We start from the raw sequence: 20,550 nt of genomic DNA on the forward strand, positions 1-20,550 counted from the left end.
TTTTTCCTCGCTGACTGTTGTCTTTTCAATCTGGGTATTGCCTGCCTGACAGTAACAATCCGTTAATGATTGAATGTTAATTGGTTTGATCATTGACGACACGTTCGATGTGGATCGTTAAGTAGATCATTTCTGATTCACCGATCGATTTGTCGTAGGTTTTGATCAAGTACTCGTTGATCCGTTGGACCGTTTGAAACGCTTTAGGGTACTTCGATTGCACAAGGGCAAATAAAAACTCATCTTTTTCCCCTGAAAGTTCATCGCTTAAATAACGCTGCGCAAAATACTGCAAATGCGTGGTGATCCGTTGATAATTCAAGGAATCTGGGTTAAAGACTCGTCCATAAAAGCGACTGATGATCGCCAGTACGTCACGTACGATTTCTACCGCTTGCATCGTGGTTTCCATCGTGCCATTGGCTTGTTCGCTATTGACGATATGAAAGGCGATAAAGCCGATCTCCGATTCTGGCAATGTAATCCCGAAGACTTTTTCAAAATAAGCAACGGCATCTGCTGCAACCGCATACTCTTTCGGATAAAACTTGCGGGTCTCAAACAACAATGGATTCGGCAGCTCAATGCCTTCACGTGCCCGAACCAGCGCATAATGGATATGGTCGGTCAGGGTCAAATAAATATTTGGCGACAGCTCGATCCCCAAGGATGCTTCCGCATCATCCACCACTTGCTTGACAGCTTCGACTTCTTCCACAGGAATGTCTGAAAACAATTGCTGAAACTGATTTGCAGTAAAGGTATCCTTTAACACAAATTCTTTTTCGACAAAGGCTTCATCCACTGGATCGCCGACTTTTTTCTTAAACGCAATGCCGCGACCCATATAGATCACTTCCTGACCGGCATCATTGGTCGAGATGACGACATTATTATTTAAAATTTTTCCAATAATCATCGCTTTCCCTCACTCCAAAATAAAAAAACCTAGAATCTCCCCGTTAGCGCGCTGCGGTCAATTCTGGTTTTGCCTGCCGAACAGTAACAATCCTTGTAACTGAAAGAATAATAACACACCCCTGTGGCAGATGCAACCCTTTTCAAGCAGAATTTCTACAACGGGTTTTTCCTTTGTTATACCATTGAAGGGTTCTCCTTGCAACATCCTTCACTACCTAAAATGCTTTGTTTTTTAATAAAAAAAGGAACGGCCCAGCTGCAGCCATTCCTGATGTATCAAAGTTGCTTTCTTTGCTGTCCCATGCGCCGCTCTTTCATCGCCGTTCCTAACGTACCATAGGTGAAGACAGCGATCCCCAGCCAAATAAACGCAAAGGCGGAAAATTGGGCCAGTGAATAGGTTTCGTGAAACAAAAAGATGGCTAACAAAAGCATGATTGTCGGGTTGACGTATTGAATAAACCCAAGCGTAATGTAAGAAACATTTTTCGCGGCTTCCGCAAACAGAAGCAGCGGAATAGCCGTCACGATCCCAGCACCCATCAATAAGAGATTGGTTTGCAAGGGATAATTCATAAAGCCGACGGTTGAAAATCCTAAAATATACACGAGCGCAAAGGGGAAAATCACCATCGTTTCGATCGTTAACCCAGTAACCGAACTAATGGGGATCCTTTTTTTGATCAAGCCATACGTACTAAAGGAAAAGGCCATGATCAGTGAGGCATAAGGAATCGTTCCTGTTTGGATCGATAATAAGATCACCCCGATACTTGCCAGCAGACACGCCAGCATGCCAGTACGACTAAGACGTTCCTTCAAAAAAACGGTCGCTAACAAGACATTGACAAGCGGATTAATATAATAGCCTAAGCTGGCTTGCATCACGTGGCCCGCACTCACCGCGAAGATAAAGGTGAACCAGTTGATGGAGATCAGCACAGAAGCTAAAACGATCAGTCCAGCAAATGCTTTGTTCTTCCACAGCAGACGCGCTTCTTGTAAAAATTGCGTTTTCTTCCCAGAAAGCACGATAAACAACACCATAAAAACAAAGGACCACACGATTCGGTAGCACATCGTTGCTAATGGCGAAACCCCAACGATTATTTTCCAATATAGTGTGACCAAGCCCCACAAGACATAGGCAGACAATCCAAAATAAACGCCTTTATTCTTCATTTTCTCCCTGATTTTTTTCCATTAAAGCAAGCCTTTAATGAAAAAAAATACTCCTCCTAAACCATAAGTTATCTTATTATATCGAATTTTTTGGTTTTTCATAGAGTTTCATGAAATAAATCAAGAAAAGCACCCTTCAAAGAAAGGTGCCCCTCTTTATTCCAGTGGTTCTTCTGCCCCTTCTAGCCAAACGGCTTCTGGCTTCTGATCACGAATCAAGAATAGCCCCGTTGCAAACAGCAGTCCAGAAGCGATCGTCATCAATAAGAAAGAAACATTCATCCCATGAAGCAGTGCACTTGTTCCTGTTAAGGTCGTGCTTTTTTGCGCCACACTATTCATGATCCCGACAAATAGTGCTGTCCCGATGGCGCCTGCCACAGTCCGCAAAGAAGTCAATAACGCTGTTCCATGCGCCGTCAGCTGCGGCGGAATATTTTTATTTCCCCATGTCACGAAGGGCATCAACAAACAACCTGTGGCGGCACAGCGCAGCATGTTCAAAACCACTGCTACCCAAATACCCGTGTGCATATGGATAAAATACATGCCGATGTTGCTCAAGACCAGTGAGCCGCCGCCAAAAAGCGTCAACAAACGGATGCCGACTTTGTCATAGATTCGCCCAGCCACGGGACTTAAGAAAGCCGAGACCAGAGAGCCTGGCAAAACGACTAATCCCGAAATCGTCGCTGATTTGCCTAAAATCGACTGCACGTATAGCGGCATCAGCATCGCCGAACCCATCAAGACCAAGTAAAGCATGATACTGCCAAAGACACTGATGGCATACTCTTTTGTTTTTAAGACCCGCAGATCCAAAAATGGAGTTTCCGCTCTTAACTGACGGAAGACAAAGAAGATCCCTGCTACCAAACCGAGCCCTAAGGTTCCTAAAACGGGTAAGCTGAAAAAGCCATAGCTGCCGATATTGCCAAAACCTAAAGTAATCCCACCAAAGGCGAAGGCACTCAAAACAAAAGAGGTCTGATCAAATTTGCTGTTGCTTACTGGCAACACATCATCAAAAACCTTTATGGCCCAAATCAGTGAAATCAAAACGATCACGGCAACGATATAAAAAATCGCATGCCAGTTCAAGCGGTCCACGATCACCCCAGCAAGAGTCGGTGCGATCACGGGTGCCGCGGTGATCGATAGTCCATACCAGCCCATCACGACACCGATACGATTGATCGGATAGATCGATAAGAGGATCACTTGCGCCATTGCGGTCAAGATTCCATTGCCTACGGCCTGCAAAATACGAGCAAGCATCATGACTAGAAAATTGGGAGCTGCAGCACAAAGCAGCAAGCCCACCAACGCAATTCCTAAGGCAGCGAGATACAGCTTTTTGGTTGCCACACGATTCATAAGATATGCCGTCAAGGGCATAACGATCGCCATCGCCAAGGAATAACCGCTAGTCAGCCATTGTCCCGTAGTGACGGAAATCTGCAGGTCAGTGACGATGGCGGGTAAAGCCGTCGTCAAGGCAGTCGCCAACATGGATACGGCAATACATGTAATCATTAAATTAATAAAAATCAGCGTCCGCTGACGTTCCGTTCGTTGGACTGTTTCACTCAATCAACGTCCGCCTCCTTCTCAAGATAAAACTGTTCGATTTTTGCTAAGGCTTGACCAAAGGCTTGTTTTTCTTCTGCCGTCAAATAGGTCAGCATTTCTTGGTGCGCCTTACTGCGTTTTTCTTTCATTCGCTGTGCCTCTTCCTTGCCTGCTTCCGTCAGCGAAATCAGATGGCTGCGTTTATCTTTCGGATCGACTTCTTTTTGGATCAGCCCTTTTTCAGCCAGTTTTTTTAGTAGCTCGCCAGTGGATGTCGAGCGAATCGCTAAATACGCGGCGAGATCTTTTTGGGTCAACGTCCCTTTTTCGTCCAATACCAGTAGGCAATTGAACTGTCCCCGACCTGGCATAAAACGCCCATATTTTTGTTCCGCATACCGCCGATTTAATTTATACACTTCAAACAATCGTTCCACGATTTCTTGTTCGGAAACCATCGACCTTCAGCTCCTTTCGCCTCTTCACTATTTAGATAGGTACCTAGTTAAAAGTCCGCTCTCCATTTTACATAGGTACCTATCTATTGTCAAGAAAGGATTGACAATGAGAGCGGGTACAGCAACCAAAAACAAAAAAAGCATTGAAACTTACGCTTCAATACTTTCCTCGTGGTTCTTTTTCTCAGCAAACTCTGCCAGCAGTTGCCGAACTTCATCCGTTGATTTAGTATTCATCAATTTTGCCCGCAAATCACTGGCTCCAGGGAAGCCTTTGACATAGATTTTAAAGAAACGATGCAATCCTGCGATCGAGCGTGGCACCATTTTGGCGTAATGGTCCTGCAAGTCTAATTGCAGCTGCAACAAGCCTAATAGCTCTTCTGAGGTATGCTCTTTCGGTTCTTTTTCAAAGGCATAGGGATTCTTGAAAATACCCCGACCGATCATGATTCCGTCTACGCCATATTTTTCTGCTAGCTCTAAACCTTTGGTACGATCAGGGATATCGCCGTTGATCGTCAGCTTCGTTTGTGGGGCGATTCTATCCCGCAAGGCAACCACTTCAGGAATCAATTCCCAATGGGCATCGACCTTGCTCATTTCTTTGCGGGTTCGCAAATGGATCGAAAGGTTGGCGATATCCTGTTGCAGGACATGGGTCAACCAAGCTTCCATCTCCCCTAGTTCGGTATAGCCCAGACGAGTCTTGACACTGACCGGCAGACCGCCAGCTTTGGCTGCTTGGATCAGCTCAGCAGCAACTTCTGGTCGCAAGATCAAGCCGCTACCTTTGCCTCGTCCAGCAACGTTCGGCACTGGACAGCCCATATTTAAGTCGATCCCTTTAAAGCCCATCTCCGCTAAGCCGATACTCATCTCACGGAAATACTCTGGCTTGTCGCCCCAAATGTGGGCCACCATCGGTTGCTCATCTTCGGTGAAGACTAAACGTCCTCGCACACTGTCGCGTCCTTCTGGATGGCAGTAACTATCGGAATTGGTAAATTCCGTAAAGAAAACATCTGGTGCGCCGGCAGCTTGAACGACATGCCGAAAAACGACATCGGTGACATCTTCCATTGGTGCTAGGATAAAAAAAGGCTTCGGCAATTCAGCCCAAAAATTTGTTGTCATGATTTACGCTCCATTTCTTTGTCCAAGGATCTTATCTTATGACCCCACTTGCAAAACAAACCCCATTATACTAAGAATGCGTCAAAGAAGCAAAAGAGCAAGATACGCGTATCAGACCTAGTACGAAATTTCCATTTAAGCTTCCCAGTCATCCTCCCATTCTTCTTCCCAATCTTCCTCTTCTTCATCCCAGTCATCCCAAGCTTCTACTTCTTTCTCCTCAGCGAAATCATCTTCGCTATCCGATACAACGTTCTTCACAAAAAGGGCTACAGAAGTATCGTCAACCATCAAACTGAGTAAAATCTGCCGCATATCTGCTTCATCTAGCTGATCCACCAGCTTCTGATAGACCTCACGGCGTCCTTTACGTTTTGGGGGAGTCAGCGGCTTATTCTTTTCTTTCGCTCTCGTATAGGCGAATAAAACAGCCGCAAGATGTTTGCAATTAAAACCAGCCGCAAAGTGAGGACAATTACAAAATTCCTCCACGACCTTGCCCTGTTTTAGCGCAATTTCTACTTCATAAAGCTCTGTGCCGAATACTTCGGCCAGAATAAGCTGATCATCCGCTCTCAGTCGCGCCACACAACCGCTTAAATAATACTCTTTTCCTCTTTCCAAAATATGGGATTCAAAATAATCTTGCCATTCTAGCATTACTTCTCTCCTCCTCATTCATTAAACTAGAGAACTATGATAGGATTTAATCGATTGCTTATTAATACTGCCGAATAACTGGCGGTTCGTAGGCTTGAATAAAGGCTTCAAGCTCCTTCGTTGTTTGCGCAAAGCCAATTTTTTCGCGATCGGCCTGCGTCAAGAACTCATTTTCCACCATATTGTCATACAAGGCTCTCGTTGCGCGGTAAAAATTGTTCACATCATAAAAAGCACACGGATTCGGGTTCTGACCGATTCTTGACCATGAGATCATCTCCGTGATTTCTTCCAGCGTACCAGGACCGCCTGGTAGTGCGACAAAGGCCTGAGATAATTCGAACATTTTCCGTTTTCTTTCTGACATCGTCTCGACGACATGGAGCTCGGTCAATCTAGGATGTGCTAGTTCCCGATCTTTTAAAAAGATTGGGATCACCCCGATCACCTGACCGCCATTTTCTAAGACAGCATCTGCCAATACGCCCATCAAGCCCGCTTTTCCGCCACCATAAACCAGCGTATTTTTTCGTGAGGCGATCCACTGCCCCAATTCTTGGGCGGCTGTTGCAAAACTAGGTTCATTACCGACACTGGCACCACAATAGACTGCAATTTTCATAAAACTCTCCATCATCCTTCTCAATCATTTTGAAATAGTATATCATGATTCTGATAAAGGTTCTGGGAAAGGATGGAAAAAAATTTATGAACATTGAGGAGTATCAACGATTTATCAGTGACTTCTACAAAGCCCGCAACTGGTATCAGTACGATCCGTTTATTCGGGCGAATTTTTTAGCAGAGGAAGTCGGTGAAGTGAGCCGTGCCATTCGGACATTGGAGATCGGTCGCGACCGTCCCGATGAACAAGAAGGCTTGCCAGAAGAAAAACTGGCAAACCTGACGGAAGAATTGGGTGATGTACTGGATAACTTATTTATTCTCGCCGATAAATATGATATTTCTCTAGAAACGATCATGCAAAAACACAAAGAGAAGCTATTATCTCGCTATCAAATGGACCACGTGACAGAAAAAAACAGCTAACGGGCTACTTGTTGCGGAACGGGCAGCGGCAAAGGTTGCTTTTCCCAAATACAAAAAACCAACGTTTCTGTGGTCGATCGGCCAGTGAAACGTTGGTTTTCTTCTATTATATAAAAAGTTGGTTCTCCTTTTTATGCAGTAGGAGGTGCTTATTGTGCCATTTGCTCTACCAGTTCTTCCAATCCAGTCAAGGCTTGGTAGCCGTAGCCAAAGAGATAATTGTAGTCCATGCTGTAGACTTGTTTGTTTTTGATGGCTTTCATGCTGGAGAGTTTGTCATTTTTGTACAAGCCTTCAATGATTTCTTGACCAGAAACACTGCCTTCGATCGTTGACCAGTCGCCGACGATCAAGACATCGGGATCCGTTTCGATCAAGGTTTCGACACTGACTTCTCCTGAATAGTCTTGAAACACATTGTTCAGTTTGATCATGTCAAAGTTGCTGTTGAAAAAAGACTCATCTTGAGCGGCATAGACACTGACCACACTTGGATCAGACATAAAGAGATGGGCAAAGGTTTGCTCTTCTTTGTCTGCTACTTTTTCTTCCAAGGCACTCTGGCGATCCTTTAATTCTTTTTCAAAAGCAGCGGCTGCCTCAGGGACATTGAAGAGCTTACCAAGGTTTTCAATGTCTTGATAAACGGAATCAAATGTCGCCCCAGTGACAGAGGTTTCTTGGACGTAAGTCGGAATACCCATCTCGTTCAAGGAATCAACGGTGCCGACGCCCCAATCTTGGTTATCGAAAAGTCCCCCGCGACCAAAAATCAAATCTGGATCCACACTTAGCGCCGTTTCTTTACTGATATAGTCACTGCCAAGGTCGTTTAGTTCTGCATAATCAGCAGCAACTTCCTCATCGGCGGCACCAAAGGTTGCACCGACACCCGCAATCTGATCCTTGAGGCCGAGATGCAGCAGCAATTCCGCTGCTGGTCGTGTGTTGGCTACGACTTTTTTTGGTGCCTCATTAAAGGTTTGGTCCTTGGCAGTCCACTGCGTGCCGCCCTCTGCTTTGGTGTAGTTGCTGATGGTTAAGGGATACGTACTTTCTGTCTGTGAGGAAGAAGCCGAAGTTCCTTCATCCTTCGTATTGCCGCAAGCGCTTAATGTAAAGACTGCCAATCCTACCCCAATCATTTTTCCCCATTTATTCATCTGTTTGCTCCTTTTCAAAATAATAATGAAACCCTAATCCGCCTGTGATCGGATGATGGTAAATACTGCATTTCACGCCATAGATTTCTTCGATCAGTTCTTCTGTCAGCAACGTTTCTGGTTCGCCATACCCTACGACCCGACCATCTTTTAAGGCATAGATGATGTCGCAATAGTTAGCTGCTTGTTCCAAATTGTGCAGCGCCGCCAACAAGCCAATCTTCAGATGCTTGACGGTTTCTAAGATCTCCAGTTGATATCGGATATCCAAATGATTGGTCGGCTCATCGAGAATCATAAATTTCGGTTCTTGGGTGATGGCACGAGCAAGGACGACCCGCTGTTTTTCGCCTCCTGATAATGAGAGATAGCTGCGTTTTCTGTAGGCACTTAACCCTGTTTTGGCTAAGGCTTCAGTGACCAGCTCATGATCGGCTTTGGTGTCTTGTTCCAACAAACCCTTGTGGGGCGTGCGGCCTAAAAGCACCATCTGTTCTACTGTTAAATCAAAGCTCAACTCATTGAACTGACTGACGACGCTGACTTGCTGGGCGACTTTTTTTTCGGAACTTTTCAAAATATTCATCTCACCCAAATAAATGTCGCCGCTGTCAGGTTTCAATGTTTTGTAGATAGCTTTTAACAATGTAGATTTGCCGCTGCCGTTGGAACCAATCAAGCCGACAAATTGCCCCTGTGCGGTTTGGACGGAGATGTCTTTTAGTATCTGCTGATCCCCGATCGTCAGATTGAGCTTTTCAACTGCTAATTTCATTCCGTCACCCCCCAAAGTTGTATTGCCGTTTGACAATGATATAGATAAAGATCGGTGCACCGATCAGCGCTGTAATGATCCCGATCGGCAGTTCGACTCCTTGCAGAGTCGAGCGGGCGATCACATCCGCCCAAATCAAAAACAACGCGCCTGTCAAAGCGGTCAAAGGCATCAACAGGCGATGATCCGACCCGCTGACTCCACGTACGATATGAGGAATAATCAAGCCGACAAAGCCGATCATACCAGAATTCGCAACGATGATACTGGTTAATAGCGCTGCTAGCAGCATGTAAAAACGACGATAGAAAGTCAGCTTGACCCCTAAGGTGGAAGCAACTTCATCTCCCAGCAAAAGCGTATTCAAAACACGGTATTGCGTCAGGAAGAACAGCGTGATCAAAGAAACCAGAACCACGATAAAGCCTAATTTGTTCCAAGAAGCCGAGGCTAAGCTGCCCATCGACCAAAACGCCACAGTCTTCATCCCTTCTGCATTGCTAGCCAGATAGATGATCAAGTTTGAAACAGAGCTGCATAAGGCACTGACGATCGTCCCCGACAGCACGAGTTTTGTGGAAGTCATTTTCCCACCGATACTAGCAAGCAGCAGCACCAAAATGGTGGCAATCCCCGCTCCTGCAAAGGCACCAAACGATAAGCCCAGCTGCAAGACTAGCGCCGAGCCGCCAAAACCGACTAAGATGGCGAAGGTCGCCCCTAAGGATGCGCCAGAAGAGATCCCAAGGATATAGGGATCTGCCAGCGGATTTTGGACCACTGCCTGCATCACTGCCCCGCTGATCGCTAACCCCATGCCCACAAAAATAGAGAGCAAGACCCGCGGTGCCCGAACAAACCAGACGATATTGATGTTTGCGTCTGAAATGCCTGAAAGATCACCAACCAATCCATGGCTGATTTTATAGAAGAGAATTTGGTAAACTTCGCCAAGGGTGATATTGGCTTGACCGTTTGCCAAAGCAACTCCTGCAGATAAGAGAATGGCGACAACTAAAACACAGCAAATGATTGTCGAAACCATCCAACGATTTGATTTAATCAACCCTACCGACATGTGATTCTCCTTTATTCAGCACGACCCCCTCCTAATTTCACAGCAAAAACAACCTTGACTGTTGCCTCGCCACCATCATAAAAGAAGCATCTGTGCGTTTTTTCGCTTATAACAGTTCTTCTCATGAAAAGCGCCAAAGCCATGTGCTGCTTTGACATCTATTTGCAAATGAGAATCACTCTCAATTAATAGAGTCATTATAAGGAACCTTTTGTGAAATGTAAATAATTTTCTGAAAATTTCCTTAAATAAGAGTTATTCTAATGTTCGTGATTGATTGGGCGTTTTCCTCTCCATTGACCTATCGAAAATACGGTACCCGTGAAGAAGCGAATCCTTTGGCATAATAATCAAGTGTTTTTTTTATGATGAAAAAAAGACAGACTTCATTTTGTACGAAGTCTGTCTCCAGTCTGATGCCTATGCTCAGGCAGGCTTTTTCTTGCTAGCTTCCCTTTGTTCGAACGTGAAACCTATGCGTTGCCAAGGATTTGCTGATTCAACGAAATCATCTCCAAAAGACCTTGAGCGGCTTCGCTGCCTTTGTTGCCAGCTTTGGTTCCCGCCCGTTCAATGGCTTGTTCAATCGTTTCAGTCGTCAACACACCAAACATGATCGGAATGTCGGCATTCAGACCAATTTGGGCTACGCCTTTCGCCACTTCATTTGAGATCAATTCATAGTGGGTCGTTGCTCCGCGAATCAAGGCACCTAATGTCACGATCCCATCGTATTGCTTGTGGTCAACGATTTTTTTGGTAATATACGGAATCTCATAAGCACCTGGTACCCAATACACGTCGATGTTTTCTGACTTGACTCCATGACGCAACAAATTGTCTTTGGCGCCTTCCACTAACTTGGAAGTGATAAACTCGTTGAATCGTGAGACTACGATCCCTACTTTGACTGCCTCTCCCTGAAACGTTCCTTCAAATACTGTCATCGCTCATTCTCCTTTGGTTGATTAAATAGATAGGTAATGGTGAAACTTTTCTTTCTTCGTTTTCAAATAGCTGCTATTTTCTTTATGCGCAGGCATCTCCAGCGGTACTCGTTCTGCTACCTTAATCCCTAAGCTTTCTAATTCCTTCACTTTGTCAGGGTTGTTGGTCATCAATTGAATCTCCTGCACTTCTAAGGAACGTAAAACATCGGCGGCAAACGTGTAATGACGGGCATCTGCTGCAAACCCTAATGCAATATTTGCTTCATAAGTATCCATGCCTTGTTCCTGCAGCTGATAGGCACGGAGCTTGTTCCGCAAGCCAATACCGCGGCCTTCTTGGCGTAGATACAAAATCGCACCGCGGCCTTTTGCTTCGATCTGCCGCATCGCTTCTTGCAGCTGTTCGCCGCAATCACAGCGATGAGAGCCGAAGACGTCGCCTGTTAAACACTCTGAATGGATCCGTAGTAACAGCGGCTCGGTAGTATGTTGAATCTCGCCTTTGGCTAGTAAAAGGTGTTCATTGCCGAACTCATCTTCAAATAAGGTCAATTGGAACGCCCCATAAGCCGTTGGCAGATCCACCGTGATAGGCGTGGTTCCTCGTAGATATTCCGCCAACTCATCAATGGTCAAAAACGGCAGCTGCCATTTTTCTGCTAATTTTTTCAATTCTGGGACCCGAGCCATCGTGCCATCTTCATTTAAAATCTCACAAATGTAGGCTGCTTCCACGCTGCCAGCAAGCTTTGCTAAATCCACAGCCGCTTCTGTATGTCCTCTGCGTTCCAACACGCCGCCAGGTTGAGCGGTCAATGGGAAGATATGGCCAGGGCGATAAAAATCCGCAGCTTGTGACGCTGGATCAGCCAATTTTTCAATCGTCACTGCCCGGTCTTTCGCAGAAATTCCCGTACTCGTCGTCACGTGATCGACACTGATGGTAAACGCGGTGCCAAAGGCATCCGTATTATTGGCGGTCATCTCAGGCAATGCCAGCTTTTCAGCGATCGCTTGTGAGATGGGTGCACAGATCAAGCCGCGGCCATAAGTCGCCATAAAATTGACAGATTCTGGCGTTGCGTATTCAGCGATCCCAATCAAATCTCCTTCTGATTCCCGATTTTCATCATCGGCGACAATCACTAAGCCGCCTTTTTTTAACCATTCCACTGCTTGTTCTACTTTATGCATCGTCTGCCTTCTTTCATTTTCGTTGGTATTTGACATATTTCCCGATCATATCCGTCTCGATATTGACCCACTCCCCTTGTTTCAACTGCCCCAGCGTCGTCTGGTCTTTGGAATGGGGGATCAAGCTAACGGAAAATGCCTGTGCCGTCGTTTGGGTAACCGTCAAACTGACGCCATTGATCGCAATCGACCCTTGCGGAATGATTTCCCCTTGCACACTGACAGGGTAAGCAAACGTCAAGATCAAGGCATTTTCCAACTGCTTTTTCTGGATCAAACGGGTCGTTACATCAATGTGGCCTGCGACAAAGTGGCCTTCAAAACGCTGCGTTGCTGCCATCGCTCGCTCCAAATTGACTTCGGCACCCACCGAGAGTTGTTTAAAGGTCGTTCGTTGAAAGGTTTCTGGCATGATATCCACCGTAAACGTCGTCGCTTGTTTGGCGATCGCCGTCAAACACGTCCCGTTGATCGCCATACTGTCTCCGATTTGGTAATCCGCCAGTAATCCTTCGGACGCACTGCAAGTTAGCTGGATCGTGCGGCTTTGCTTGCGGATCTCTTTGATGCGGCCTTTTTCCTGAATCAATCCTGTGAACATTCCTCTGGTCTCCTTCCTCGGATGCAAACATCTTCCCCAACTGCAGTCACCGTCACCTCTGTTAGCTGCTGCAGCTGTTTCGGGGTACGCTCACTGGTAAAACTTGCGAGACTATTGCCCCCAAGAAACTTTGGCGCCACATAGGTAATGCTTTCTTGCCACAGTCCGCTGGCTAAAAAGGCATCATGGATCGCAGCGCCTCCTTCTACGTATAGCGATTGGACCTGTCGTGCGGCAAGCTCCTTCAGCAATGCAACAATTGTCAACTCTTCCAGCTGGATCACTGACACATGAGCTGGCAAATCACTGACAGTTGTCTGCTGCGTAAAAATCCACACAGGTGCCGAATCATCGGCAAACATTGCCAAATGGGGTTGCGACAGCGTTCGCCCCCGACGGTCTAACACGATGCGAATCGGCGGAAAGCTGGTTTCAACCGTGGTCAATAACGTGGGATCATCCGTCAACACCGTCTGACTGCCCACTAAGATTCCTTGATAGTCTCCACGTTCTTGATGGACGTTTTGCCAAACCGCTGAACCAGTGATCGCACTGCGGGTTAACGCATCATGAGCGATCCGGCCATCTAAAGTGATCGCTTGCTTCAACGCCACGTAAGGTCGCTGATGCTGATGGTAAAAATTATAGTGTGGATTCAAACGGCGCACCGCTGTTTCTTCGATGCCCACCAACACGTCGATGCCCTGTTCTTCTAAAAAGCGCTTGCCTTGTCCTGCCACGATCGGGTTAGGGTCTAACTGGCCGATGACTACCTTTTTGATGCCGCTGTCGATGATCAGCTGGGTGCAAGGCGGCTGTTTTCCTTGATGGTTGCAAGGTTCTAACGTCACGTATAAAGTCGAATTGATTAGGTCTTCGGAGGAATGGCATTGTTCGATGGCGTTTCGTTCCGCATGGGGCTGCCCATAGACTAAGTGAGCCCCTTTGGCAATGACCCGTTGCTCTTTGACGATCACAGCGCCCACTAGCGGATTGGTAAAGGTTTGGTAACGCCCTTTTTTGGCTTCTGCGATCGCCAAACGCATGTATTCGTTATGCATCTTCCTTCCTCCTTTCAATAAAAAAATGCCTCGTGAGAATCTCACGAGGCATAGACAAACAAGACCGGCAAAAAATCAATTTTAGACGCACTGCGCCCCTTGAAATTTTGTGGTTTCTCTTCTCCCATCCAGACTTTCACTGTCGGTGCCAGATTCACACTGGCTCCACCGCATAGCTATGCGGGTCACGGACTTCAAGCATTGCGCTTGTCACCGTCGGTCGGGAATTACACCCTGCCCCGAAGAATACTATTCAATTCATGTGCATTTTAGCCCGACCATTTTTGTTTGTCAATAGGCCTGATTACAAGCCGATAGGAATTCCTCTTGGCTTTTTCTTTTGGCAACCCAAAAGCAGCGACAGCAGAAACCCCTTGTCGTTCCGCCATTTTACTAAGCTGCAGCAAGGCGATTTTGCCTGTAAAAAAACACAAGAAAACCTAGGTTAAATATTTTTTCTCGAACGAAGCCATTTATCAAACTCCGTCACGAGTAAGACGACCATCCCAGAAGCTGCTGAGATGACCCAGCCGATCAAGGACATGTCCTCCGTATGAAAGGCGCTTTGCATAAATGGAACATAGGTCAATAACAGTTGCAGAACTAGCATCACACCAATGATCACGAACGCTTTTGGATTGGTGAAGGAAGCTTTAGAAAACGCTGGTGCACTGGTACGGATGTTGAATAAATAGAAAATCTTACTTAAGACCACGATATTGACCATCATGGTACTAGCAACGGCTTCGCTGACGCCTTGCAGCAAGAGCCAGTCATGAGCGATCAAACTGATGACTGCCATCAAGATCGACACATACGCCATCTGCCAAATATCGTGGCGATTCAACAATTTATTGCCTGTCTTTCGCGGTTTGCGGCTCATGATCCCAGACTCTGCTGGTTCAAAGATAAACGCAAACTGGATCGTAATAGCAGAAACCATGTTGATCCACAGCAGTTGTGTCGCCTGCAGCGGCAATTCTTTTTGCATCATGATCGTAAAGGCAATGATCAGCCCTTCGGCAAAAGATGTCGGCAACAGAAACAGAATGCTCTTTTTGATGTTGTCATAGATCCTGCGTCCTTCGCGAATCGCTAAGGACATGGTACCGAAATTGTCATCGGTCAAGATCATATCAGCAGAATCTTTGGCTACATCCGTGCCGCTGATCCCCATCGCTACACCGATATCCGCCCGCTTCAACGCAGGGGCATCGTTGACACCGTCCCCTGTCATCGCCGTGACTTTGCCTTTAGCTTGCAGCGCTTTGATAATGTCCAATTTATTTTTCGGCGTGGTTCGTGCAAAGACTTGATTCGTCAAGGCAGCATCTTGAAATTCAGCTTCGCTCATCTGATCCAACTCGGCACCAGTCACGACGTGAATTTCATCCGCTAAGCCAAGCTTTTCCCCAATCGCTTTGGCGGTCAGAGGGTGATCGCCAGTGATCATTTTCACTTGAACACCGGCTTGGTTCATTTCCTTCAGGGAGGCAATCACTTCTTCTCGCGGCGGATCGATGATCCCAGCGATCCCTAGTAATTGCAGCCCTTGCTCAAAAATCGTTTCATCAATGTGATCGATCGAAACTTTCTGATAGCCCACCGCTACCACTCGTTTGCCTTCTGCCGACAAGCGGCGGACATGGCCTGTCCAATAGGCTTCATCAAAAGGCGCCGCTTGTTTTTGCACCATTTCAAACAATTTATCTGGGGAGCCTTTAACAAATAGCAAGCGTTCCCCCGCAGGGTTTGCCACTAGTTTCGCCATGTAGCGGTTGTCCGAATCAAAGGGCAGCATATCCAGCTCTTGGTAAGCAGGTGCTTGCGGATAGGCAAACTGCTTATGATACAGCGTCAAAAAGGAGCCGTCTGTTGGTTCCCCATTGATCGTCCAGTGATTTCCTTCTGGGACCAGTACCGTATCGTTGGCTTCGTAACCAGCTTCCAAAAACAACTGCAAGGTGTCTTGCGCGTGGACCTCCTCCTGCTTTGGACGAATTTCTCCCACCGGCGCATAGCCGTCACCCGTCACTTCATATTCCTGCTCAGCCAATACGATGTCTTTGACCGTCATTTCATTTTTGGTCAGGGTACCTGTTTTATCCGTCGCGATCACATCCACTGAGCCTAGCGTTTCAACCGCTGGCAGCGTTTTGATGATGGTGTGCTTGTTTTTTGCCATGTCGCTGACACCCATCGCCAAAACCACCGAGGTCGTTGCTGGCAATCCTTCTGGGATCGAGCCGACGATCATGGTGACAACGGCTAAGGATAAGACAGAGATCGCATAGGTTTGCTGGAACAAGCTGACGACAAATAGCAAGACCGCCACGCCCATGATCACGTAGGTGATGCCTTTCCCCAGTCCATCGATCTCTTTCATCAATGGCGTTTTTCGTTCTTCCGTTTGATTGACTTCAGCTGAGATTTTCCCAATTTCAGTCTTGACGCCAGTAGCGATCACGATCCCTTTCCCGCTTCCTGACGTCACGGAAGTCGAAGCAAACGCCAAATTCCGTTGTTCCGCTAATGGAGTTGCTTCATCCATTAAGGCATCTGTTATTTTTTCCACCGAATCGGCTTCACCAGTCAAGGCGGATTCTTGGATACGCAAGTTGTCGGCTTCGATGATCCGCAGATCTGCGGGCACATTGTCACCAGCTTCTAGGAATACGACATCCCCTGGAACGACTTCGGCAGCTGGAATATCTTGCCGAATCCCATTCCGATAGACCGTGGCTTCTGCTGATAGCATCTCTTTGATTCGTTCTAACGCATCGGAAGCATTGGCTTCTTGGTAATAACCGATCAACGCATTGACCAGTACGACGATGCCAATGATCACGGCATCAGAGAAATGCCCCATCAGCAGCGTTAAGATGGCGGAGAAAATCAAAATGTAGATGATCGTGTTATGGAATTGTCGCAGCAGCAAACGCCACTTGGCGGTTTTTTTAACCGCTAATTGGTTCAATCCGTAGGTTTCTAACCGCTCGGTTACTTGCGCCTCATCTAATCCTTGATCGATTGACGGCACCTGATACTGTTCGATTGTTTCTGACACTGATAACTGAAACTCTTTTTTATTCATTTTTTTCTTCTTCCTTTTCTTTTTCATTGATGGATAACACAAATAAGCCCCTTATTTAGAAACTGCTCCTAAATAACGCGCTGTTGTTTGTCTCCTATTCAATTAAAAAGTAAGGCAAGTCAAAATAGTGTTTCTGCTCACCGTCACTCGAGTCGCTTGACATTCGTTTACCACCCCCTCTAAAGTTAGCAATAAGCGTAACAAACTATTTTTCCAAAGTCAAGAGTCACCGCTTTCAAAAATGAAAAGTGGCTGGCTTCTTCACAAAAAAAGCCGCACGCCAACGATTCGTCGCCGTGCAGCTCCTTCAGTACATTCTCTTCAAGCCCAAAGGCTCGCCTTAAAGCTGATCCAGTGACTCGCTGATGGGGGTTTCCCCAGCTTGGACTTTGATGACTTTTTGATAAGTTGCTGGACGTTCCAGCATTTCACCTAACAAGACGGCGACATCCTCGATGGGGATCGCACCAGAGGTCGTTTCACTGATCTCGATCAAACTAGATCCTGGTGTTTCTTTCAACGCACCCGGCTGCAAAATCGTATAGTCTAGTGCGGTGTTGTCGATCAGCCAGCGATCAGAGAAAAATTTGGCGATCGTGTAATCCATCAATGACGCCATGCCTTCCCTTTGCCACTGTTCAGGTTCTAAGGCATAGGCTGAGCTAAGGTGGATGTAGCGCTTGATTCCTTTTGCTTCAGCGGCTTGCATCACTTTGACCGCACCATACAGATCAGATTGCAGCAAGTCTTTGCCTCGGGAACCCGCCACGAAGTATACCGCTTCCGCATCTGCGAATTTCGCCGCCATCTCTTCCGGTTCCGTGTGTAAATCAAAGAACACGGGCTTGATCGTCTCCGTTTCTGTGATTTTCTCACTGCTGCGCGCACCAGCATAAACGATGTGTCCTTGTTTTTCTAGAAAGGTGATCAATTTTTGGCCTACTCGTCCAGTAGCACCAACGACAAAAATTTTCATTTTCTTTGCTCCTCTCGTTTCTTTTTCCAACTCTTGCTAGTATCATCGTAGGACAAAAACCAAGATCCAACAACTATTCTGTTTCTAAACGAAGGGGAAAAAAGCACAGCACAAACCAATTCTTGCTGTTTTTCCCCATAGAAACCCATGTTTTTAAAAAAACACCCAAAAAAATGAAAAAAATTTTCTCAAACGATTGACAAAGCGTTGACTCTTTTGTAGACTAGGTAGAAATAATTTAAATATTTAGAAAATTCAAAATAAAGTAAAGGACGGTGGCGTATATGACCCGCACCAATGTTAGCAAACGAATTATTTTATTATTATAGTCGGGACTGTTTGATTTTATACATTCAAAGAGTCCCTATTCACATTGCATCCAAAAAGAAGAACAGCTTCTTGAGATGGAGTGTTTTTTTATACCCATTTTCAAGAAAGCGGCCTTTTGCAAGCTGACACCTTGATGTCAGATAGATCCAAAACGCTCGTTGACCAACTGCTGCCGATTCCCCGCGGTTATGCACTGCACTTATTCTAAAGACCCCTTCTGTTTGGACACTTGATTGGTCAAGCAGAAAAAGGAAGGATGATTTTTTATTATGAAAACCGTCAACACGATCGCTGCTTTTGTAAACAAGTATTTGATCTACATCATGATTTTATTGATGATCGTCTCTTATTTTTTCCCGCAACCCTTCTTATGGATTCCGCCTCGTACAACGATTCTTTTAAGCATCATCATGTTTTGTATGGGGATGACTCTAAACGTTGCTGCGTTTAAAATGGTCGTCTTACAGCCCAAAGCATTCATCTTAGGGGTGCTTTTCCAGTTCACCATCAGTCCTTTGGTGGCTTACGGCTTAGCGCAGCTGTTTGGTCTTTCTTCCGGTTTGATCATCGGTTTTGTCTTACTAGGCTGCGTTTCTGGCGGAACCGCTAGCAATGTCATGACCTTCATCGGCAAAGGCGATGTCGCCCTCACCGTTTCCATGACCACGGTATCGACCTTGTTAGCGACCGTCGTTACACCCTTTTTGGTTTATGTCTTGGCTGGTCAGTACACCGAGATCTCCTTCTGGGAAATGCTCTTGTCTGTCTTGCAGATGGTGCTTTTGCCGATCATTTTAGGGGTGATCGTCCACAAACTCATTGCCAAGCACATCGAGCGATTTCTGCAATCATTTGTGTTGATTTCTTCCGTCAGTATCTTATTGATCGTTGCAGGAACTGTCGCTCGCAACGGTGCCGTCATCGTCCAATCTGGCTTGATCGTGATTTTCTTAGTCTTGCTCCATAACTTGATCGGCTACGGCGCAGGCTATGGTCTGAGCCGTGTGATGGGCGTCAGTGCTACCCAAGCCAAATCCATCATGTTTCAATTAGGAATGAAAAATACTGGCCTAGCGATCTCGTTAGCCAATGCCCACTTTGCCGCCATTGCTGCAGCCGTTACCCCTGCCGCAGTCGGCATGGTGATCCATCAAATTACCGGACCAATTTTAGCCAATCTCGTGGCCAAGAAAGAAGGAGAAAAGTATGAGTCAAAGTATCTTTTTGCCAAACTACACAATCGGGGCGGACGCCTACGAAAAAGTAAATGACATCGTAAAACCATACGGCACCAATGCCGTGATCATCGGCGGAAAAACCGCCCTTGAAAAAGCTGAAGACAAGATTAAAGCCGCTTTAACGTCAGCAGTCCAAGTGACGGATACCTTGTGGTACGGCGGCAACTCGACCTATGAAAACGTCGATCAGCTGTTCGCTACTCCAAGTGTCCAAGCCGCCGATGTTCTATTCGCCGTTGGTGGCGGCCGCGTTTGCGATACCGTCAAAGTGGTTGGGGAAAAAGCTGGCAAACCAGTCTTCACCTTCCCAACGATTGGCTCCAACTGCTCACCAGTCACCGCGGTTTGTGTCATCTATAAAGAAAACGGCGAGATGCAAGGGTTGTTTTTCCCTTCGCAACCGCCGACCCATGCCTTTATCGACAGTGAGATCATCGCCCAAGCCCCCGACAAGTACTTATGGGCAGGAATCGGCGATGCCCTCTCCAAAGAGATCGAATCGACATTTTCAGCGCGGGGCGATCAGTTAGATTACACCGATGGGTTAGGCATCCAAATCGGCAAAATGTGCACGGAACGCTTATTGCAATACGGCACACAAGCCTTGAAAGACAGTGCCGCCAATCAGCCGTCTTATGCCATTGAGCAAGTCGTCTTGGATATCATCGTAACCACCGGCTTAGTTTCCGTCTTAGTCATCAATGATTACAACTCCGCCCTTGCCCATTCCTTTTACTACGGAACGACCGTTTTGGAAAAAATGGAAGACTATTTACACGGCGCATCCGTTAGTTACGGCGTTTTGGCCTTGTTGCAACTCGATCAGCAAGATGCCCTCTTCCAGCGCATCTACGCCTTTATGAAGGAAAACAAACTGCCGGTTTGCCTAGCGGATATGGGCCTTAACGACACCAGCGATCTTGAGGCAATCTTAGACAAAGCAATGACCACCAATGACATCGTCCACGTGCCTTATGAGATCACGCGAGAAATGTTTAAACAGGCAATCCTAGACGTGGAAGCCTATCATGCCAAACAAAACCAAGCAGCATTGGCAGCTGCCAATTAAATGAAACCCTCCAGCAATTCGTTGCTGGAGGGTTTTTGTAT

At 46.4% G+C, this 20,550-nt stretch carries 19 protein-coding genes and 1 riboswitch; of the genes, 3 read left to right on the top strand and 16 right to left on the bottom strand.

Features of this window, described 5'->3' with window-relative positions; genetic code table 11:
- Nucleotides 1-76: 76 nt before the first annotated feature.
- The 7 genes from licT to IGI96_RS06380 form a co-directional block, all read right to left on the bottom strand.
- On the bottom strand, nucleotides 77-919 hold the full coding sequence (gene licT / locus IGI96_RS06350) for a BglG family transcription antiterminator LicT (RefSeq protein WP_016608476.1): 843 nt from the start codon (nucleotides 917-919) through the stop codon (nucleotides 77-79).
- 278 nt (nucleotides 920-1,197) lie between these two features.
- Complete coding sequence (rarD, locus tag IGI96_RS06355; protein WP_005230654.1) at nucleotides 1,198-2,103, bottom strand: EamA family transporter RarD; 906 nt, start codon at nucleotides 2,101-2,103, stop codon at nucleotides 1,198-1,200.
- A 156-nt stretch (nucleotides 2,104-2,259) separates the two neighbouring features.
- Nucleotides 2,260-3,696, bottom strand: a complete 1,437-nt coding sequence (locus IGI96_RS06360; RefSeq protein ID WP_254777721.1) for an MDR family MFS transporter — start codon at nucleotides 3,694-3,696, stop codon at nucleotides 2,260-2,262.
- Entirely contained in the window at nucleotides 3,693-4,133 is a 441-nt protein-coding gene (locus IGI96_RS06365) for a MarR family winged helix-turn-helix transcriptional regulator (RefSeq protein WP_005230651.1), read from the bottom strand. Before IGI96_RS06365 ends, IGI96_RS06360 begins: the two co-directional genes overlap by 4 nt.
- Before the next feature lie 150 nt (nucleotides 4,134-4,283).
- The gene (locus IGI96_RS06370; protein WP_005230648.1) at nucleotides 4,284-5,270 is read right to left on the bottom strand and encodes a tRNA dihydrouridine synthase; all 987 of its coding nucleotides are present in this window, start codon (nucleotides 5,268-5,270) and stop codon (nucleotides 4,284-4,286) included.
- A gap of 135 nt (nucleotides 5,271-5,405) precedes the next feature.
- Complete coding sequence (locus tag IGI96_RS06375) at nucleotides 5,406-5,930, bottom strand: SWIM zinc finger family protein (protein ID WP_074934166.1); 525 nt, start codon at nucleotides 5,928-5,930, stop codon at nucleotides 5,406-5,408.
- 61 nt (nucleotides 5,931-5,991) lie between these two features.
- Nucleotides 5,992-6,552, bottom strand: coding sequence for a TIGR00730 family Rossman fold protein (locus IGI96_RS06380; protein WP_176324005.1), 561 nt, complete (start codon nucleotides 6,550-6,552; stop codon nucleotides 5,992-5,994).
- An 86-nt stretch (nucleotides 6,553-6,638) separates the two neighbouring features.
- Here IGI96_RS06380 and IGI96_RS06385 point away from each other — a divergent pair, with 86 nt between their 5' ends.
- Complete coding sequence (locus tag IGI96_RS06385; protein WP_015510530.1) at nucleotides 6,639-6,980, top strand: MazG nucleotide pyrophosphohydrolase domain-containing protein; 342 nt, start codon at nucleotides 6,639-6,641, stop codon at nucleotides 6,978-6,980.
- A gap of 149 nt (nucleotides 6,981-7,129) precedes the next feature.
- On the opposite strand, the gene IGI96_RS06390 is transcribed toward IGI96_RS06385, so the two are convergent.
- The 9 genes from IGI96_RS06390 to IGI96_RS06430 all read right to left on the bottom strand — a co-directional run bounded on the left by IGI96_RS06390 (nucleotide 7,130) and on the right by IGI96_RS06430 (nucleotide 17,872).
- Nucleotides 7,130-8,143: an ABC transporter substrate-binding protein gene (locus IGI96_RS06390; RefSeq protein ID WP_010748956.1), complete on the bottom strand. Its 1,014-nt coding sequence runs from the start codon at nucleotides 8,141-8,143 to the stop codon at nucleotides 7,130-7,132.
- Entirely contained in the window at nucleotides 8,136-8,918 is a 783-nt protein-coding gene (locus IGI96_RS06395; protein WP_010748955.1) for an ABC transporter ATP-binding protein, read from the bottom strand. Before IGI96_RS06395 ends, IGI96_RS06390 begins: the two co-directional genes overlap by 8 nt.
- Nucleotides 8,919-8,922: 4 nt before the next feature.
- Complete coding sequence (locus IGI96_RS06400; protein ID WP_005233272.1) at nucleotides 8,923-9,996, bottom strand: FecCD family ABC transporter permease; 1,074 nt, start codon at nucleotides 9,994-9,996, stop codon at nucleotides 8,923-8,925.
- Between the two features lie 473 nt (nucleotides 9,997-10,469).
- Complete coding sequence (gene ribH / locus IGI96_RS06405; RefSeq protein ID WP_086338767.1) at nucleotides 10,470-10,943, bottom strand: 6,7-dimethyl-8-ribityllumazine synthase; 474 nt, start codon at nucleotides 10,941-10,943, stop codon at nucleotides 10,470-10,472.
- Nucleotides 10,944-10,964: 21 nt separating this feature from the next.
- A complete protein-coding gene (ribB, locus tag IGI96_RS06410; RefSeq protein ID WP_086338768.1) occupies nucleotides 10,965-12,176 on the bottom strand; it encodes a 3,4-dihydroxy-2-butanone-4-phosphate synthase in 1,212 nt (403 codons plus the stop codon).
- Nucleotides 12,154-12,741 (bottom strand): riboflavin synthase, encoded by a 588-nt coding sequence (locus tag IGI96_RS06415; RefSeq protein ID WP_005230617.1) that lies wholly within the window; start codon nucleotides 12,739-12,741, stop codon nucleotides 12,154-12,156. Before IGI96_RS06415 ends, ribB begins: the two co-directional genes overlap by 23 nt.
- Nucleotides 12,726-13,802 (bottom strand): bifunctional diaminohydroxyphosphoribosylaminopyrimidine deaminase/5-amino-6-(5-phosphoribosylamino)uracil reductase RibD, encoded by a 1,077-nt coding sequence (gene ribD, locus IGI96_RS06420; RefSeq protein ID WP_086338769.1) that lies wholly within the window; start codon nucleotides 13,800-13,802, stop codon nucleotides 12,726-12,728. Before ribD ends, IGI96_RS06415 begins: the two co-directional genes overlap by 16 nt.
- A gap of 112 nt (nucleotides 13,803-13,914) precedes the next feature.
- Nucleotides 13,915-14,053, bottom strand: a riboswitch (FMN riboswitch).
- Between the two features lie 194 nt (nucleotides 14,054-14,247).
- Nucleotides 14,248-16,896 carry an HAD-IC family P-type ATPase gene (locus tag IGI96_RS06425; RefSeq protein ID WP_086338770.1) on the bottom strand — a complete coding sequence of 883 codons (2,649 nt, stop codon included), beginning with the start codon at nucleotides 16,894-16,896 and terminating at the stop codon, nucleotides 14,248-14,250.
- A gap of 340 nt (nucleotides 16,897-17,236) precedes the next feature.
- Nucleotides 17,237-17,872 (bottom strand): NAD(P)H-binding protein, encoded by a 636-nt coding sequence (locus IGI96_RS06430; RefSeq protein WP_086338771.1) that lies wholly within the window; start codon nucleotides 17,870-17,872, stop codon nucleotides 17,237-17,239.
- 599 nt (nucleotides 17,873-18,471) lie between these two features.
- Here IGI96_RS06430 and IGI96_RS06435 point away from each other — a divergent pair.
- Nucleotides 18,472-19,473 (top strand): bile acid:sodium symporter family protein, encoded by a 1,002-nt coding sequence (locus tag IGI96_RS06435; protein WP_010748949.1) that lies wholly within the window; start codon nucleotides 18,472-18,474, stop codon nucleotides 19,471-19,473.
- On the top strand, nucleotides 19,409-20,509 hold the full coding sequence (locus IGI96_RS06440; protein WP_017144437.1) for an iron-containing alcohol dehydrogenase family protein: 1,101 nt from the start codon (nucleotides 19,409-19,411) through the stop codon (nucleotides 20,507-20,509). The genes IGI96_RS06435 and IGI96_RS06440 overlap by 65 nt, the downstream gene beginning before the upstream one ends.
- Nucleotides 20,510-20,550: the final 41 nt, after the last annotated feature.

This window comes from Enterococcus sp. DIV0421 (assembly GCF_051713745.1).
Lineage (GTDB): Bacteria > Bacillota > Bacilli > Lactobacillales > Enterococcaceae > Enterococcus_D > Enterococcus_D casseliflavus.

Excerpts from the sequence above, each read along its gene's own strand:
- licT (WP_016608476.1), bottom strand. The coding sequence starts at position 919 with ATGATTATTGGAAAAATTTTAAATAATAATGTCGTCATCTCGACCAAT.
- rarD (WP_005230654.1), bottom strand. The coding sequence starts at position 2,103 with ATGAAGAATAAAGGCGTTTATTTTGGATTGTCTGCCTATGTCTTGTGG.
- IGI96_RS06365 (WP_005230651.1), bottom strand. The coding sequence starts at position 4,133 with ATGGTTTCCGAACAAGAAATCGTGGAACGATTGTTTGAAGTGTATAAA.
- IGI96_RS06370 (WP_005230648.1), bottom strand. The coding sequence starts at position 5,270 with ATGACAACAAATTTTTGGGCTGAATTGCCGAAGCCTTTTTTTATCCTA.
- IGI96_RS06375 (WP_074934166.1), bottom strand. The coding sequence starts at position 5,930 with ATGCTAGAATGGCAAGATTATTTTGAATCCCATATTTTGGAAAGAGGA.
- IGI96_RS06380 (WP_176324005.1), bottom strand. The coding sequence starts at position 6,552 with ATGAAAATTGCAGTCTATTGTGGTGCCAGTGTCGGTAATGAACCTAGT.
- IGI96_RS06385 (WP_015510530.1), top strand. The coding sequence starts at position 6,639 with ATGAACATTGAGGAGTATCAACGATTTATCAGTGACTTCTACAAAGCC.
- IGI96_RS06390 (WP_010748956.1), bottom strand. The coding sequence starts at position 8,143 with ATGAATAAATGGGGAAAAATGATTGGGGTAGGATTGGCAGTCTTTACA.
- IGI96_RS06395 (WP_010748955.1), bottom strand. The coding sequence starts at position 8,918 with ATGAAATTAGCAGTTGAAAAGCTCAATCTGACGATCGGGGATCAGCAG.
- IGI96_RS06400 (WP_005233272.1), bottom strand. The coding sequence starts at position 9,996 with ATGTCGGTAGGGTTGATTAAATCAAATCGTTGGATGGTTTCGACAATC.
- ribH (WP_086338767.1), bottom strand. The coding sequence starts at position 10,943 with ATGACAGTATTTGAAGGAACGTTTCAGGGAGAGGCAGTCAAAGTAGGG.
- ribB (WP_086338768.1), bottom strand. The coding sequence starts at position 12,176 with ATGTCAAATACCAACGAAAATGAAAGAAGGCAGACGATGCATAAAGTA.
- IGI96_RS06415 (WP_005230617.1), bottom strand. The coding sequence starts at position 12,741 with ATGTTCACAGGATTGATTCAGGAAAAAGGCCGCATCAAAGAGATCCGC.
- ribD (WP_086338769.1), bottom strand. The coding sequence starts at position 13,802 with ATGCATAACGAATACATGCGTTTGGCGATCGCAGAAGCCAAAAAAGGG.
- IGI96_RS06425 (WP_086338770.1), bottom strand. The coding sequence starts at position 16,896 with ATGAATAAAAAAGAGTTTCAGTTATCAGTGTCAGAAACAATCGAACAG.
- IGI96_RS06430 (WP_086338771.1), bottom strand. The coding sequence starts at position 17,872 with ATGAAAATTTTTGTCGTTGGTGCTACTGGACGAGTAGGCCAAAAATTG.
- IGI96_RS06435 (WP_010748949.1), top strand. The coding sequence starts at position 18,472 with ATGAAAACCGTCAACACGATCGCTGCTTTTGTAAACAAGTATTTGATC.
- IGI96_RS06440 (WP_017144437.1), top strand. The coding sequence starts at position 19,409 with ATGAGTCAAAGTATCTTTTTGCCAAACTACACAATCGGGGCGGACGCC.